The following is a 16,034-nucleotide window of genomic DNA, read 5'->3' on the forward strand; positions in this document are numbered from 1 at the left end:
ATATGAAATCATAACATCCATAAAAACGCCCTCCTAAGCTAATTATAGGCTTAAGAGGGCGTTTTTACGAATATTTATCGGTTACTGAAAATTTTCAATAGGGAGTTTTCTTCATGCGTTTGTCGTGCCATCCCGTTCGCCTCCTTGACTCCCTCATTCCTTTTTGTTACAATAAGCACTGAAAAGATTGATTATTCTTATCGACTGATACTCAAAACAGTTTGAAATCTGATAAGGCAATCTGATGAAGGTTGAACTGGAGTTCACCAAAGAAGATTAACGAAATCAGATTTTAAAATGTAAAGAGTAGAAAGCGAGTTCGGGATGGTGGAAGCCGAATAGGAGAGGAATAAGTGGCCCTTTTTACCAGTTAAAAAAGAATGAAGGCTTAATAAGCAAAAATAGGGTGGAACCGCGTTTCGACGCCCCTTGTCCGAGGACAGGGGTGTGAAATGCGGTTCTTTTTGATTAGCTGGAAATATTTGTAATGAGTATTAGTTTACTTTTAGTACAAGGCAGTGAGTCGTAGACGGTACTGAAGTACGGCAAGACGAGCTAACACAGTAATAAAAGATAAACTAAAAGAGTATTGATGGAAAAAATAGAAAGCAGGTCTATATGGCAAAGAAACTAACTTTTCAAGAAATTATTTTAACCTTGCAACAGTTTTGGAGTGATCAAGGCTGTTTGTTGATGCAGGCCTATGATAATGAAAAAGGGGCGGGGACTATGAGTCCTTATACCTTCTTGCGGGCGATTGGGCCTGAGCCTTGGAATGCGGCTTATGTGGAGCCTTCTCGTCGTCCAGCGGATGGTCGTTACGGGGAGAATCCAAACCGCCTTTATCAACATCACCAATTCCAAGTGGTGATGAAACCAAGTCCAAGTAATATTCAAGAATTGTATTTGCAATCCTTGGAGGTTCTGGGAATTAATCCTTTGGAACATGACATTCGTTTTGTGGAGGATAACTGGGAAAATCCTTCAACGGGTTCTGCAGGTCTTGGATGGGAAGTTTGGTTGGATGGGATGGAAATCACCCAGTTCACCTACTTCCAACAGGTGGGTGGTTTGGCGACTCAACCGGTGACCGCTGAGGTTACTTATGGGTTGGAGCGTTTGGCTTCTTATATCCAGGAAGTGGATTCTGTTTATGATATTGAGTGGACAGCCGGTGTTAAGTATGGTGAAATCTTTAACCAACCTGAGTTTGAGCATTCAAAATATAGTTTTGAGTTGAGCAATCAGGAGATGCTGTTGGACAACTTTAATCAGTTTGAAGCGGAAGCGCAAGCAGCTTTGGAAGCCGATTTGGTTCACCCTGCCTATGATTATGTGTTGAAGTGTTCCCACACCTTTAACCTTTTGGATGCGCGTGGAGCGGTTTCCGTTACAGAGCGGGCTGGTTATATTGCGCGGATTCGGAATTTGGCTCGAGAAGTTGCGAAGACATTTGTGGCGGAGCGCAAGCGTTTGGGCTATCCTTTATTGGATGAAGCCAGCCGTCAAGAATTGCTAGCGGAGGAGGATTAAGATGACAAAGACAGTTTTGCTTGAACTCGGTTTAGAGGAGATGCCAGCCTATCTTGTGACACGGAGCATGGATCAATTAGGTCAGCGCGTGGCAGACTTTTTGAAAGCTCATCGTTTGGATTTTGAAAAAATTGAAACATTTTCAACACCCCGCCGTTTGGCAGTACGGGTTAAGGGCTTGGCAGACCGCCAGACGGACCTGGTCGAAGATTTCAAAGGACCAAGTAAGAAAATTGCCCTAGACGCTGACGGTCATTTTACGAAAGCCGCAGAGGGATTTGTTCGAGGGAAAGGGTTGACAACAGACGCGATTCGCTTTGAGGAAATCAAGGGGGAAGAGTATGTCTATGTTACCAAAGAGGAAAAAGGCCAGGCTGCGGAAGAAATTCTCCCAAATCTGACAGAAACTTTGGAAGCCATGACTTTCCCTGTCAGCATGCATTGGGCCAACTACACTTTTGATTATATCCGTCCGGTTCATACCTTGACCCTCTTGGTGGATGATCAGTTGCTTGAAGCTCGTTTCTTGAATTTAGAATCGGGTCGTATCAGCCGTGGACATCGCTTCTTGGGACAGGAAGTCAGCCTAGCGTCAGCGGATAGTTACGAAGCGGATTTGCGTCAAGCCTTTGTGATTGCAGACCCAGCAGAACGGACTCAAATGATTCTCGATCAAATCGTGGATTTGGAGCAGGCTAATGGGGTTCGGGTAGAGATTGATGCAGCCCTTTTGAATGAGGTTCTTAACTTGGTTGAATACCCAACAGCCTTTCTTGGTTCCTTTGATCCTAAATACTTAGAATTGCCGGAAGAAGTTTTGGTAACGTCTATGAAGGCGCATCAACGCTATTTTGTTGTTCGGGATCAGGATGGGAACCTCTTGCCGCACTTTGTTTCTGTTCGAAACGGAAATGCGGAGCATTTGGCCAATATAATTAAGGGGAATGAAAAAGTATTGGTCGCTCGTTTGGAAGATGGGGAATTTTTCTGGAAAGAAGATCAGAAGTTGGCCATCGAAGACCTGCTTCCTAAATTGGCCAAGGTGACCTTCCATGAGAAAATTGGAAGTCTTGCAGAACATATGGAGCGGACAGCTCATATTGCAGCCTACTTGGCCGATCAAGTTGGGTTGACGGAAGAAGAGAAGGAAGATCTCGCACGCGCAGCTCAAATCTATAAATTTGACCTCTTGACAGGTATGGTTGGTGAATTTGATGAATTACAAGGAATTATGGGTGAGAAATATGCTCTTCTTGCAGGTGAAAAACCAGCTGTAGCCCAAGCCATTCGGGAACACTACTTGCCAAATTCCAGTGAGGGTGCACTACCAGAAAGTCGAGTTGGAGCTGTCTTGGCTGTGGCAGATAAGATGGATACCTTGCTCTCCTTCTTTACTGCTGGATTGATTCCAAGTGGTTCCAATGACCCTTATGCTCTACGTCGGGCAACTCAGGGGATTGTGCGGATTTTGGATGCCTTTGGTTGGGATTTGGATTTGCAGGATCTCCAAGATGCCTTCTACGAAAATCAATGGTACCAGCATAAGGACGAAGTGTTGGACTTCTTTAACGCTCGTATTGAAAAAATGATGGATGCGTCTATCAATAAGGACATTGTTCGAGCAGTTTTGGCCAATAGCCAATTCAAGGTTTCTTCTCGTCTTTTAGCAGCAAAAGCTCTAGCGCAAGCAGCTCAATCAGAAGGCTTCAAAGAAGCTGTTGAAAACCTTTCGCGTGTCTTTAACCTTGCAGAAAAAACCGAGGAAGTGGAAGTAGACAGCAGTCTCTTAGAGTCTGACTCAGAGAAAGCTCTAGCGGATGCAGTGGATAACCTATCCTGGTCTGAGGATATGACCGTAAATATGCAGGAGCTCTTTGCTTTGGCTCCACTGATTGCCGCTTTCTTTGAGAACAACATGGTCATGGCAGATGATCTTGCTGTCCGTGCCAACCGCCTAGCCCTTTTGGCTCGTTTACGCCAAAAAGCTAGCCGTCTCGCCCACTTTACCTTGCTTCAAACGAAATAGGAGAAAAAATGGAAGATTCAAAAATTCAACGCATCAATGAGTTGGCCAAAAAGAAAAAAGAAGTTGGTCTAACGGAGGCGGAATTGGAAGAGCAGGCAGCTCTTCGCAAGGAATATATTCATGGCTATCGTCGCAGCCTGCAGGCCCATATTGAGGGGATTAAGCTGGTGGACGAAGATGGCAACGATGTAACGCCGGACAAATTGAAACAAATTCAAAAAGAAAAAGGCTTGCATGGCCGTCATTTGGAAGACGACGGGGAAGCCTAAGTAAAAGTAGAGTGTCAGAGACCAGGATTTTCCTGGTCTCTTTCTCATATTCTTGGAAATTGGAAGCAGATTTTGCTATAGTGGATATAGGAAAAATAAAGGAGGAAATGAGATGGAAGTCTATACTCTGTCAAATGGTGTTCAGATTCCCAAGATTGGTTTTGGTACTTGGCAAATTCCGGAAGGGGAATTAGCTGTCCAATCAGTTGCCTATGCCTTGGAAGCTGGTTATCGTCATATTGATACGGCTCAGATCTATGGGAATGAGGCCAGTGTCGGGCAAGCTCTCGCACAGAGCGACTTAGATCGTCAAGATATTTTTGTAACCACCAAAGTTTGGAATGACAAGATAGGGGTTGAGGACACTCGTGCTTCTCTCGAAGAATCCATGGAAAAACTTGGTTTGGACTATATTGATTTGGTTTTGATTCATTGGCCCAATCCAGCTGCAAGTCGAGAACAGTTACCATGGCAGGAGCGGAATGCTCAAGTGTGGAAGGCGCTGGAGTCTCTTTATCGTGAAGGAAAAATCAAGGCGATTGGTGTGTCTAACTTCATGATTCATCATTTGGAAGCTCTGTTAGAGACAGCGGAAGTTGCACCTCAAGTGAATCAGGTTATGCTTGCTCCTGGAACTCCACAAAAGGACTTGGTAGCCTACTGCCAAGACAAGGGAATTCAACTGGAAGCCTACAGTCCTTTCGGAACGGGGACTTTGTTTGAGAATGAAGAAGCTGCGACATTGGCGCGTGAAGCAGGCTTAAGCCTAGCCCAGTTAGCTTTGGCTTGGTCATTGGATAAGGGTTTTGTTCCCCTTCCAAAATCAACCAGTCCAGAGAATATTCAGGCGAATCTAGCGATTGAAGGACTTCAAATTGACCCTCATGCAGTTGAAGTTTTAGACAAACTGCAAGGTGTTAAGGGGCAGTTGGATCCGGATCAAGTTGATTTTTAGATAAGAGAAAAGGCAGATTGGAAAATCTGCCTTTTTATACTCTTTTAGTTTATCTTTTATTACTGTGTTAGCTCGTCTTGCCGTACTTTAGTGCTGCCTGCGACTCGCTGCCTTGTACTAAAAGCAAACTAAAAGACTATATCATGTTAAAGTCGGGAAATCAGAGATTCGAAGTTATCGACGAGTTCACTTTCTGTTACAGCCATCAGCAATTCTCCTTCCTTGAAGACATAGTCGGCTGAGACATGAATATTGAGGTTGGAGTCTCTTTGTTCACGAAAACCGATGATATTAAGTTTGTAGTTGCGGCGTAACTCTAGCTGGCTGAGACTTTTTCCAATCCAGCGCTGAGGCGGGTAAAACTCAATAATGGAAACATCCTTGTCCAGCTGTATAATATCTGTGGTTTCCCGATGGAGAATGTGCTTGGCCAGGGAAACCCCGGTTTCGCGTTCGGGTGAGATAACCCGATCAGCTCCAATTTTTTCCAAGACTTGACGCGTGGTTTTGCTTTTAACTTTGGCGATGACTTTTTCAACTCCAAGGTTCTTACAGTGCATGACGGCTAGTACGCTCGATTCCAAGTGTTGACCGGTTGCTACGACAACTGTGTCGCAGGTATCAATGCCTGCGGCTTGGAGGAGTTCGAAGTCGGTAAAATCCCCAACAACGCCATGCGTTAAAATTGCTTCGTAATGGTTAATGGCTTCCTCATGATCATCAACTGCGATAATATCACAATCAAAATTACTAAGGGTATTGACAATACTGCGTCCAAAGACTCCAAGGCCCAGGACACCTATGGTAGGTCTTGCCATGGTATTCCTTTCTAACCAACCAGAAGATTGGCTTTTGCATATTTCAAAGTCGATTTACGACTTGGTGTATGGTCTGCAAATGAAATTAGAAGAGTGAGCGGACCAATTCGTCCCATAAACATCAACAGCATAATAATGGTCAAGCAAGCGTGGTTGAGGGAAGAAGTCAAGTTGGCACTTACACCGACCGTGGATAGGGCTGATACAGCCTCCATCATGACATATAAGAATCGGTGACTATCTCCATCAAAATATGAGAGGAGAGCCAGACTAGACATCAAAGCCACGAAGTAGACCATGAGTATGATGAATGACTTCTGAACAGTCTTTGGTGAAATAGTTCTTTTCCAGAAATTCACATGAGGTAACCCCAAAATTTCTGAACGCGCAAAGGCCAGTAAAACCAAAAAAGTCGTGATTTTGATACCACCAGCAGTCCCTCCGGGTGCCCCACCGATAAACATCTGATGAACTAGAACGATGATGGTCGACGGTCGCATCTGAGTAAAGTCAACGGTTGAAAAACCAGCTGTTCGAACAGTCACACTTTGGAAGAAAGCCACCAGTAGGCTATTTCCGAAATCATATTCACCAAGAATAGCCGGGTTGTTGTATTCAGTAATCAAGGTTGTAATGGTCCCAATCGCCAAAAGTAAGAGATTATAGAGGAGAACTACCTTAGTGTGAAAGCGAAGGCGTTTAAAACGGTGTTTTTCTCGCCAGTTGGTCCGTAAGTCAAACCAAACTGAGAATCCTAATCCCCCTGTAATAATCAAAAAGGAGATGGTCAGAATGACCAAAGGATCAATCTGGTATTGAATCAGACTGGATCGGCCTAAATTGTCAAAGCCGGCATTACAGAAGGCCGATACGGATAGGAAAAGCGAAGTGAAGAGCCCGTCCCAGAATCCCAGCAGAGGCACAAAGCGAAAACTCAATAAGAATGTTCCGATACCCTCAAGTAAGAAAGTAATGAGAAACACTGATTTCAAGAAAGATTTCATGGATTGGGGTTGACTATAACTCGTACTTTCCTGAATCGCCGCTCGGTTGGAGTAACTCAGCTTCTGTTGCGAACGCATGTAGAAGAGACCTATAAAACTAATAAAACCAAGACCGCCAATTTGAATCAGGATCATGGCAATGATTTGCCCCCAGATATTGTAGGTCTCTGACAAAGGAACGACAGATAGTCCCGTCACGCAGACCATGGACACAGCCATAAAGAGGTGGTCAAAATAGGTGGCCATGGAATAGGGAGTCTGCACCATAGGCAGACTGAGAGCAAGCGACCCGATAAAACTGACCAGGGCGAAGCTAATAAAAATTCGTCTGGCCGGTGGTTGCTTGGATAAAAAACGATACATAAGCTCGATCATCCTTTTGAAATGCTGTGTTTATTCTATCATATTTTTACATTCCTGTTTCAAGTGAAGTCAGATTCCAGCAAAGGTGATTTTTGAAAATGGACCGGCTTTGCGGTATAATAGTTTGGATATGAAAAAAGAATTCCATCATGTAACAGTATTATTAAGGGAGACAGTTGATTCTCTTGCAGTTAAACCCGACGGTATCTATGTGGATGCGACCTTGGGGGGGGCGGGGCATAGTGAATACTTGTTGTCACAATTAAGTGACCAAGGCCATTTGTATGCCTTCGACCAGGACCGGAATGCCATTGATCATGCTAAGGTACGTCTGGCTCCCTATGTGGAGCGTGGCATGGTGACTTTTATTGAGGATAACTTCCGAAACCTACAGCTTGCCTTAGCTCAGCATGGAGTGACTGCTATCGATGGAATCTGTTATGATTTAGGAGTTTCTAGTCCCCAACTAGACCAGCGGGAGCGTGGTTTTTCATACAAGCAAGATGCTCCTCTCGACATGCGGATGGATCAATCGGCTTCATTGACAGCCCATCAAGTGGTCAATGATTATCCTTACGAAGATTTAGTACGTATTTTCTTTAAGTATGGGGAAGATAAATTTTCAAAACAAGTGGCGCGGAAAATCGAAAGTGCACGGAGATTAGCACCAATCGATACGACTACGCAACTAGCGGAAATTATTAAATCTGCCAAGCCGGCAAAGGAACTTAAGAAAAAAGGTCATCCGGCCAAGCAAATTTTCCAAGCTATTCGAATAGAAGTGAATGATGAATTAGGGGCTGCGGAGACCTCCCTGGACCAGGCTTTGGAGATGATCAAACCAGGTGGACGAATATCAGTCATCACCTTCCATTCCTTGGAAGATCGACTTACTAAAGTTCTATTTAAAGAGGCTTCGACGCTAGAAGTCCCTAAAGGGATTCCACTTTTACCAGACCAATTGCAAGCAGACTATCGCTTGGTACATCGGAAGCCTATTTTGCCGTCCAAGGAAGAATTGGAAGCGAACAACCGGGCTCATTCAGCCAAGCTACGAGTCATTGAACGTGTTAAATAAGGAGCTAGCTATGCCCCAGGATAACCGGCCCGGGGGGCGCTTTCGTCGTCCCTTGAGCAGACTTGAAAAACTATTTTACGGTACCATTGTAGCGACGACGGTGATTGTCGCTATTGCAACAGTCTTTTTACAGACTCAGATTCTGCAAGTAGAGCGGGACTTGGCCACTTTAAATTCTCAAGTAGAACGGAAGCAAACGGAAATCACCGAGGCCAAGCAACAGGTCAATGAGTTGAGCCGCTATGAACGCTTCCAAAAATTGGCGGAAGAGCAAGGAATGTCTGTGAAAAACGATAATTTAGTAACGGCGGATAAACCATGAGACGACTGTGGAAGAATTGGCGTCACTCAATCTTGAAGGCGCGCAAATCGACAACGGAAAATCGGCAACGGGTTGGGAAGCAGCTCAGTGTTTTAACGGTCTTTCTGTTCTTTGTTTTTTTGATTAACTTTGCGGTTATCATTGGTACGGACACGAAGTTTGGCGTGGACTTATCAGAAGCGGCCAGACGGGTACACCAAGAAGTTCGAGTTAATCCGGCTAAAAGGGGGACCATTTATGATCGAAATGGGATTCCGATTGCGGAAGATTCTACTACCTATAATGTCTTTGCTGTGATTGATAAAGAATACACTTCAGCCAAAGGGGAGAAGTTGTATGTGGATACGGATCAGTACCAGCTGGTGGCAGATCTATTTGAGAGATATCTAGAGATGGAACCTGACTATGTACGCAAGCAGCTCAGTCAAGAGGGCTTACGGCAGGTTTCTTTTGGGAGCAAAGGGAATAATTTGTCCTATGGGACCATGACGGAGATCAAGCAGGCAGCGGAAGAAGCCGGCATTAAGGGGATTGACTTTTCAACTAGCCCTAGCCGAAGTTATCCGAATGGAAATTTTGCTTCTCAATTTATTGGACTGGCTCAGTTGACTGAACATGAAGACGGTAGCAAGACTTTGGTGGGAAATACCGGTCTGGAAGCGTCGATGAACAGTACCCTTGCTGGGACAGACGGAGTGACCACCTATGAGAAAAACCGTACCGGAAGCATTATTCCAGGAACAGAAAAGGTTGAAAGTAAGCGTGTGGATGGACAAGATGTTTATACTACTTTGTCAGCCAACCTTCAGACTTACCTGGAAACTCGGATGGATACCTTTCAAGAACGAACCAAAGGAAAGTGGGCTACTGCAACGTTGATTTCGGCTAAAACGGGTGAGATTCTGGCGACGACTCAGAGACCAACCTTTAATCCGGATACCAAGGAAGGTTTGGATGATGAAAACTTCACTTGGTCCTCCTCTCTTTATCAGAGCAACTACGAGCCAGGGTCAACTATGAAGGTCATGACCTTGGCGGCAGCTATAGACGACAACAACTTCCCAGCTAATGAACTTTTCGACAATACGGAGTTGAAGGTCATTGATGCCACGATTCGGGACTGGTCGGTTAATAATGGAACCTCTACTGGTCAGGTTATGAGCTTTGCTCAAGGTTTTGCATACTCCTCTAACGTCGGGATGGTCCAGTTGGAACAGAAGATGGGAGATGACAAGTGGTTGGATTATTTGTCCCGTTTCCGTTTCGGAGTCCCTACTCGTTTTGGAATGGGGAATGAATCCTCTGGCCTCTTACCAGCGGATAATGTTGTTTCGATTGCCATGTCCTCCTTTGGACAGGGGATTTCTGTGACCCAGGTGCAATTGCTTCGCGCTTTTTCAGCCATTGCCAATGACGGGGTCATGTTGGAACCGAAATTTATTTCTGCCATTTATGATGAAAATAAAGATGCAGCCCGAAAGGGATCAGTAGAAATTATGGGGAATCCGGTATCACAAAAGGCTGCTAGTCAGACTCGGGACTATATGGTAACAGTTGGGAGCGATCCCTTTTATGGAACCTTGTATGATCGCTATTCTTCGGACTTGAGTTTGCAAGGACCCATTATTCAGGCTGGTGGTCAGAATATCGCGGTGAAATCAGGTACGGCCGAAATTGCTAAAGAGGATGGAACGGGGTACCTTGAGGGGACCTATATGAACTCGGTAGTGGCCATGTCCTCTGCTGAAGACCCTGACTTTATCATGTATGTGGCCACAGCGGAACCCGAGACTTTTGACCCATTGATGTGGCGGGATATTGTTAATCCGGTCTTAGAAGAAGCGATAGCCATGAAAGATACACTAAATCTGACAGAAACGAGCCCGGTATTGGATCAAATCACTAAGGAATTTACCTACGAGATGCCAGATACTACGGATGTGACACCAGGGAATCTAGCGGATACCCTCCGGCAGAATGTAGTGCAACCGATTATTTTAGGGACAGGAACGTCTATTCGTAAGCTATCTGCCAATACAGGAAACAAGCTTAAGGCTAATCAACAAGTCTTGATTTTAACCAATAGTTTTGAAGAAGTTCCTGATTTCTATGGGTGGAGTCCAGTGATGATTCAACAATTCGGGGAATGGATGGGCATCGAGATGGATATTCGTGGTTCAGGTAACCATGTGGTTCGTCAAAATGTAGATCCAAACACACAATTGAAAAAAGTCAAAAAAATTAGAGTGACCTTGGGAGAATAATATGAATACCGAACTCTTTGTCAGTATGATTTCTTTTTTACTGACGGTTCTATTGATGCCAGTCTTCATTCGAACCTATAACAAGGCCAAGATTTCTGGTCAGCAAATGCATGAAGATGTTAAACAACATCAGGCCAAAGCGGGGACACCTACGATGGGGGGGATTGTTTTTCTTCTAGTAGGCAGTCTCGTAGCCTTTCTTAGCTTGATTTGGTCTGATAATTGGACAGCCAATGCTGGGATGGTTTTGCTAATCCTAGTTTTATATGGCTTAGTTGGTTTTTTGGATGACTTCTTGAAAGTTTTTCGCCGGATTAATGAAGGGTTGAATCCACGTCAGAAGCTACTCTTGCAATTGATAGGTGGGGTTTTGTTTTTCTTCTTTGCAGACAATCATATGGGGACCTTGAATCTCTTCGGGTATCCATTGCCTTTAGGGATATTGTACCTACCTTTTGTTCTTTTCTGGTTGGTTGGATTTTCCAATGCAGTCAATTTGACCGATGGGATTGACGGTTTATCGAGTATCTCGGTGGTAATCTCGATTTCTGCCTATGGTGTGATTGCCTACATGCAACAACAATGGGATATCCTCTTGATTATTGCTTCGATGATTGGTGGTCTTCTTGGATTCTTCCTCTTTAACCGCAAGCCGGCTAAAGTCTTTATGGGGGATGTCGGTAGTCTAACCCTTGGTGGTATGCTGGCGGCGATTTCTATGGCCCTGCACCAGGAGTGGACCCTTTTATTGATTGGTTTGGTCTATGTCATTGAAACGGCATCTGTAATGTTGCAAGTGGCTTACTTTAAGTATACTCGTAGAAAATATGGGGAAGGGCGTCGTATTTTCCGCATGACTCCTTTCCATCACCACCTAGAGTTAGGTGGCCTTTCTGGTCATGGGCCAGCATGGTCTGAATGGAAGGTTGACTTCTTCCTATGGGGACTGGGGCTCTTAACTTCGCTTTTAGCACTAGCTATTCTTTACTTGTAATGAAAAAGATTCTTCCAGAACTGGTTTAGGTCTAGTTTGCGGAGAATCTTTTTTTGATATTTTTGGGAACATACGTGTGGAATTGATACTCATTACATTTCAAAATCTGAATGTGTTAATCCTCTTCGCCGAACCCTCAGTTCTGTCTTCATCGGATTGCCTTTTCAGATTTCGAACTGTTTCGAGTATGATTAATTTTCCAGCCCAATTTTTACGTGGTGTTCCTTTTTTGTGAACAAGTCTAGCTGTAATGGATTTTTCCAGCCTTCTTCCTTTTTCCAATGTGGTATAATAGTAAGAAGTTAAAAAAGGATGTGACGCATGAAATTTACAGATTTTCAATTTAAGGACTTTCTTCAGCAAGCCCTGAAGGCAATCAACTTTCAGAAACCAACAGAAGTACAGGAAAAATTAATTCCGGTTGTCTTGAGTGGGAAGGATCTAGTAGGAGAATCGAAAACAGGGTCTGGGAAGACCCACACTTTCTTGCTCCCTATTTTCCAAAAGTTAGAGGATCTGCCCTATACACAAGCGGTCATTACGGCTCCTAGTCGAGAGCTAGCGGACCAAATCTATCAAGCCTGTAAGCAGCTGGCGAGCTACGCACCCTTTTCTGTTCGCCTAGCTAATTATGTTGGTGGGACAGATAAGGCCCGACAAATTGAACGTCTATCTAAAAGCCAACCCCATATTGTGATTGGAACACCAGGTCGAGTCAACGACTTGGTGGCCAGTGGTGATCTGGATATTCATCGGACTCAGACCTTTGTGGTAGATGAAGCGGATATGACTTTGGATATGGGTTTCCTAGAGACGGTTGACCAGATTGCTTCACGTCTACCTAAGGATGTCCAAATCTTGGTATTTTCTGCGACCATTCCGCAAAAGTTGCAACCTTTCCTGAAAAAATATTTGCAACAACCAGTTATAGAGCAGATTGCTACCAAGACGGTTATCGCAGATACCATTGAGAATTGGTTGGTTTCAACCAAAGGTCGTGACCGCAATGCGTTAATTTACCGAATGACTCAAATGATTCAGCCTTACTTGGCCATGATTTTTGTTAATACAAAGGGCCGGGCAGAGGAACTTTATGCATATCTCCAGGAGCAGGGCTTGAAAGTTGCTCGTATCCACGGAGATATTCCGCCTCGGGAACGTAAGCGGACCATGAACCAGGTGAAAAATTTGGAATATACCTATGTAGTGGCAACAGACCTCGCAGCACGTGGAATTGATATTGAAGGAGTTAGTCATGTGATTAATGATGCCATTCCTCAAGATTTATCATTCTTTGTTCACCGTGTAGGTCGTACAGGCCGAAATGGCTTGGCTGGAACCGCTATAACCCTTTATTCTCCGCAGGATGACTCGGCCATTCGGGATTTGGAGAAAATGGGGATTTCCTTCCTTCCAAAAGAAATGAAAGACGGAGCTTTTGTCGACACCTATGACCGGGACCGACGGGCCCAAAGGGAGAAAAAACGAGAAAAACTCGACACTGAAATGATTGGTTTGGTTAAGAAAAAGAAAAAGAAAATCAAGCCAGGCTACAAGAAAAAGATTCAGTGGGCGGTCAACGAAAAACGCAGAAAAACCAAACGGGCTGAACGCCGTGCTCAGGGCCGTGCAGAACGGAAGGCTAAGCGTCAGACCTTTTAGGAATATGAGGTAATGTATGATCCCGAATCTAGGAATTAGTTTTTATGAAAATTTGATGAATCGTTTGCCTGATGGGCAACTCTTTAGTGTACGAGCAGTTTTTGATGGTCTACCTCGGATTTTAGAGCGGCTGCCGATTACCTTGGGCTTGACCCTCGCGGGTTCTATCTTTGGCCTGCTCTTAGCAGTACTTTTTGCTTTAGTCAAGATCCGACGCGTGCGGATTCTTTACCCCGTTCAAGCAGTTTTTGTTAGCTTTTTGCGGGGAACACCGATTTTGGTTCAGTTAATGTTAACCTATTATGGAATTCCACTTCTTTTGAAAGCTTTGAACCAGAGTCTGGGAACCGATTGGAATATCAATGCGATTCCTGCAGTCGTTTTTGCAGTGGTGGCCTTCGCTTTTAATGAAGCTGCCTATGCCAGTGAGACCATTCGTGCTGCAATTCTTGCAGTAGATCCTGGAGAGATGGAAGCGGCGCGGAGTTTGGGTATGACAGAAAGTCAAGTCTACCGTCGTGTTGTTTTTCCGAATGCCGCTGTTATTGCACTGCCAACCTTGATAAATAATTTGATTGGCTTAACGAAGGGAACCTCTTTGGCCTTCAATGCGGGGGTAGTTGAGATTTTTGCCCAAGCTCAAATCTTGGGAGGAACTGATTACCGCTACTTTGAGCGTTTTATTTCCGTTTCCCTTGTGTATTGGGCTGTCAGCATCTTGATTGAGCAATTTGGCCGTTGGTGGGAACGCCGCCTAGCCATTGGTGATGAATAGGAGGCCTCAGATGATTTCAGTTACAGGTTTAAGCAAAAAATTCGGTAAACAAGTGGTTTTAGATAAGCTGGATGTGACGATACAGAAGGGGGAAGTGATTGCCTTGATTGGTTCTTCAGGGGCTGGTAAGTCAACCTTTCTTCGGAGTCTCAATTTTTTAGAAACCGCTGATGCCGGTACCATTCAAGTAGAAGATAAAGTGTTGGATGTGAAGACTGCAAGTAAGGAAGATATCTTGGCCTTGCGGCAACAACTGTCTATGGTTTTCCAACAGTTTAATCTCTTTTCTAGACGTACAGTGTTAGAAAATGTTATGGAGGGGCTGGTTCAGGTGAAAAAAATGCCTGTACCTAAAGCCAAGGATTTGGCCTTAAAAGAGTTGACCAAAGTGGGGCTGGCTGACAAGGTGGACCAGTATCCAAAACAATTGTCAGGAGGCCAGAAGCAACGGGTTGGTTTGGCTCGCGCCCTAGCCATGAAACCAAGTGTTTTATTACTGGATGAGCCAACATCTGCCTTAGACCCTGAGTTGGTTCGTGAGGTGGAGAAGGCTATTAGCCAGGCCGCGGATGACGGGCAAACCATGATTTTGGTCAGTCACGATATGGCCTTTGTCGAGCAAGTAGCCGATCGAGTTTTATTCTTAGAAAAAGGAAAAATTATCGAAGAGGGTACACCAGACGAAATTTTCCATCATCCTAAGCAGGAGCGGACCAAGGTCTTCTTGGCCAATTATCGTAGAGATGAGGTTTGAGGATGCTGGCGGAGATGATGAGGCTCTACTTTCAGAGCTTATTGATTACAACGGTCGGGACTTTGGTTCTGACCTTGTTCTTCTACTTTCGTGGATTGGGAAAGGGACGGAGTAAACGAGAAATGAGGCATGAGGTCTTTATTGCCTCTTGTTTAGTGATTCCGATTTTTTCCTTTGCAGTGATGGCCTTATTGATTGTGCTCTGATCTTCTTGAAACGGATTTCTTGAAATTGCTAGGAGATGGGACTATAATGACAGTAAAAGCTACAAGAGGAGAAAATCTATGTATGACACACTGATTATTGGGGCCGGGCCGGCTGGAATGACTGCTGCCCTTTATGCCGCACGTGGTAATTTGAAGGTTGCGCTCTTGGAACGCGGGATTCCAGGCGGGCAAATGAATAATACCGCAGATATTGAGAATTATCCAGGTTTTGCTAAGATTTCTGGTCCAGAATTAGCCGATCACATGTTCCAACCTTTGGAAGGATTTGGCGTGGAATATATTTTTGGCTGGGTTCAATCTGTTGAGGATAAAGGAGACTACAAGGTAGTCCATACAGACTCTGGGGATTTCCAAGCTAAGACAGTCGTTGTTGCTACTGGTTCTTCCCATCGTCAGTTGGGGGTGCCAGGTGAAGCAGAGTACAATAGTCGCGGAGTTTCCTATTGTGCAGTCTGTGACGGAGCCTTCTTCCGTGATGAGGATATTTTGGTTGTTGGTGGAGGTGATTCGGCTGTGGAAGAGGCCCTCTTCCTTACTCAGATGGGAAAAACAGTGACCATCGTTCATCGTCGGGATGAACTTCGAGCCCAGAAAATTCTACAGGATCGGGCCTTTGCAAACGAAAAAATCCATTTTATTTGGGATACTGTGGTCAAGGAAATAAAAGGCGATGACCGGAAGGTTCAAAGCGTTGTACTTGAAAATCTTAAGACCGGAACAGTGACAGAAGAGGCTTTTGGAGCTGTTTTCATCTATGTTGGTTTAGATGCTGTTAGTGAATTTGTATCTGATTTAGGGATCACGGACGAAAACGGATGGATTCCAACCAATCACGAGATGAAAACCAAAGTAGATGGTATTTATGCCATTGGCGATATTCGTCAAAAAGACCTTCGGCAAATTACCACAGCTGTTGGCGATGGAGCAATGGCTGGTCAGCAGGTCTATAAATATATTTCAGAATTATAATGATTAGGCTGGGTTTGTCTC

General features: G+C 44.5%; 15 protein-coding genes. 13 read left to right on the plus strand and 2 right to left on the minus strand.

Annotated elements, in window-relative coordinates:
* Positions 1-618: 618 nt before the first annotated feature.
* The 4 genes from glyQ to I1A59_RS03470 all read left to right on the plus strand — a co-directional run bounded on the left by glyQ (position 619) and on the right by I1A59_RS03470 (position 4,783).
* A complete protein-coding gene (gene glyQ, locus I1A59_RS03455) occupies positions 619-1,533 on the plus strand; it encodes a glycine--tRNA ligase subunit alpha (protein WP_196091423.1) in 915 nt (304 codons plus the stop codon).
* Position 1,534: 1 nt separating this feature from the next.
* Positions 1,535-3,559: a glycine--tRNA ligase subunit beta gene (gene glyS, locus I1A59_RS03460; RefSeq protein ID WP_196091424.1), complete on the plus strand. Its 2,025-nt coding sequence runs from the start codon at positions 1,535-1,537 to the stop codon at positions 3,557-3,559.
* A gap of 8 nt (positions 3,560-3,567) precedes the next feature.
* The gene (locus tag I1A59_RS03465; protein WP_196091425.1) at positions 3,568-3,828 is read left to right on the plus strand and encodes a DUF896 family protein; all 261 of its coding nucleotides are present in this window, start codon (positions 3,568-3,570) and stop codon (positions 3,826-3,828) included.
* 112 nt (positions 3,829-3,940) lie between these two features.
* Positions 3,941-4,783 (plus strand): aldo/keto reductase, encoded by an 843-nt coding sequence (locus I1A59_RS03470; protein WP_196091426.1) that lies wholly within the window; start codon positions 3,941-3,943, stop codon positions 4,781-4,783.
* 146 nt (positions 4,784-4,929) lie between these two features.
* Here I1A59_RS03470 and I1A59_RS03475 read toward each other — a convergent pair whose 3' ends face one another.
* Positions 4,930-5,601 (minus strand): TrkA family potassium uptake protein, encoded by a 672-nt coding sequence (locus I1A59_RS03475; RefSeq protein WP_196091427.1) that lies wholly within the window; start codon positions 5,599-5,601, stop codon positions 4,930-4,932.
* A gap of 11 nt (positions 5,602-5,612) precedes the next feature.
* Positions 5,613-6,968, minus strand: coding sequence for a potassium transporter TrkG (locus I1A59_RS03480; RefSeq protein ID WP_196091428.1), 1,356 nt, complete (start codon positions 6,966-6,968; stop codon positions 5,613-5,615).
* Between the two features lie 130 nt (positions 6,969-7,098).
* Between I1A59_RS03480 and rsmH the strand changes: the two genes are divergently transcribed.
* The 9 genes from rsmH to trxB all read left to right on the plus strand — a co-directional run bounded on the left by rsmH (position 7,099) and on the right by trxB (position 16,013).
* Positions 7,099-8,046: a 16S rRNA (cytosine(1402)-N(4))-methyltransferase RsmH gene (rsmH, locus tag I1A59_RS03485; protein ID WP_196091429.1), complete on the plus strand. Its 948-nt coding sequence runs from the start codon at positions 7,099-7,101 to the stop codon at positions 8,044-8,046.
* Between the two features lie 10 nt (positions 8,047-8,056).
* The gene (gene ftsL, locus I1A59_RS03490) at positions 8,057-8,368 is read left to right on the plus strand and encodes a cell division protein FtsL (protein WP_196091430.1); all 312 of its coding nucleotides are present in this window, start codon (positions 8,057-8,059) and stop codon (positions 8,366-8,368) included.
* Positions 8,365-10,632, plus strand: a complete 2,268-nt coding sequence (gene pbp2X, locus I1A59_RS03495) for a penicillin-binding protein PBP2X (RefSeq protein ID WP_196091431.1) — start codon at positions 8,365-8,367, stop codon at positions 10,630-10,632. Before ftsL ends, pbp2X begins: the two co-directional genes overlap by 4 nt.
* Before the next feature lies 1 nt (position 10,633).
* A complete protein-coding gene (mraY, locus tag I1A59_RS03500; protein ID WP_196091432.1) occupies positions 10,634-11,626 on the plus strand; it encodes a phospho-N-acetylmuramoyl-pentapeptide-transferase in 993 nt (330 codons plus the stop codon).
* Between the two features lie 321 nt (positions 11,627-11,947).
* Complete coding sequence (locus I1A59_RS03505) at positions 11,948-13,288, plus strand: DEAD/DEAH box helicase (RefSeq protein WP_196091433.1); 1,341 nt, start codon at positions 11,948-11,950, stop codon at positions 13,286-13,288.
* Positions 13,289-13,304: 16 nt separating this feature from the next.
* Complete coding sequence (locus tag I1A59_RS03510; RefSeq protein WP_196091434.1) at positions 13,305-14,063, plus strand: amino acid ABC transporter permease; 759 nt, start codon at positions 13,305-13,307, stop codon at positions 14,061-14,063.
* A 10-nt stretch (positions 14,064-14,073) separates the two neighbouring features.
* Complete coding sequence (locus I1A59_RS03515; RefSeq protein WP_196091435.1) at positions 14,074-14,817, plus strand: amino acid ABC transporter ATP-binding protein; 744 nt, start codon at positions 14,074-14,076, stop codon at positions 14,815-14,817.
* Positions 14,818-14,831: 14 nt separating this feature from the next.
* Entirely contained in the window at positions 14,832-15,023 is a 192-nt protein-coding gene (locus tag I1A59_RS03520; RefSeq protein WP_196091436.1) for a DUF4059 family protein, read from the plus strand.
* A gap of 78 nt (positions 15,024-15,101) precedes the next feature.
* Positions 15,102-16,013, plus strand: a complete 912-nt coding sequence (gene trxB, locus I1A59_RS03525) for a thioredoxin-disulfide reductase (protein ID WP_196091437.1) — start codon at positions 15,102-15,104, stop codon at positions 16,011-16,013.
* Positions 16,014-16,034: the final 21 nt, after the last annotated feature.

The organism is Streptococcus sp. NLN76, from assembly GCF_015686645.1.
Classification (GTDB): Bacteria; Bacillota; Bacilli; order Lactobacillales; family Streptococcaceae; genus Streptococcus.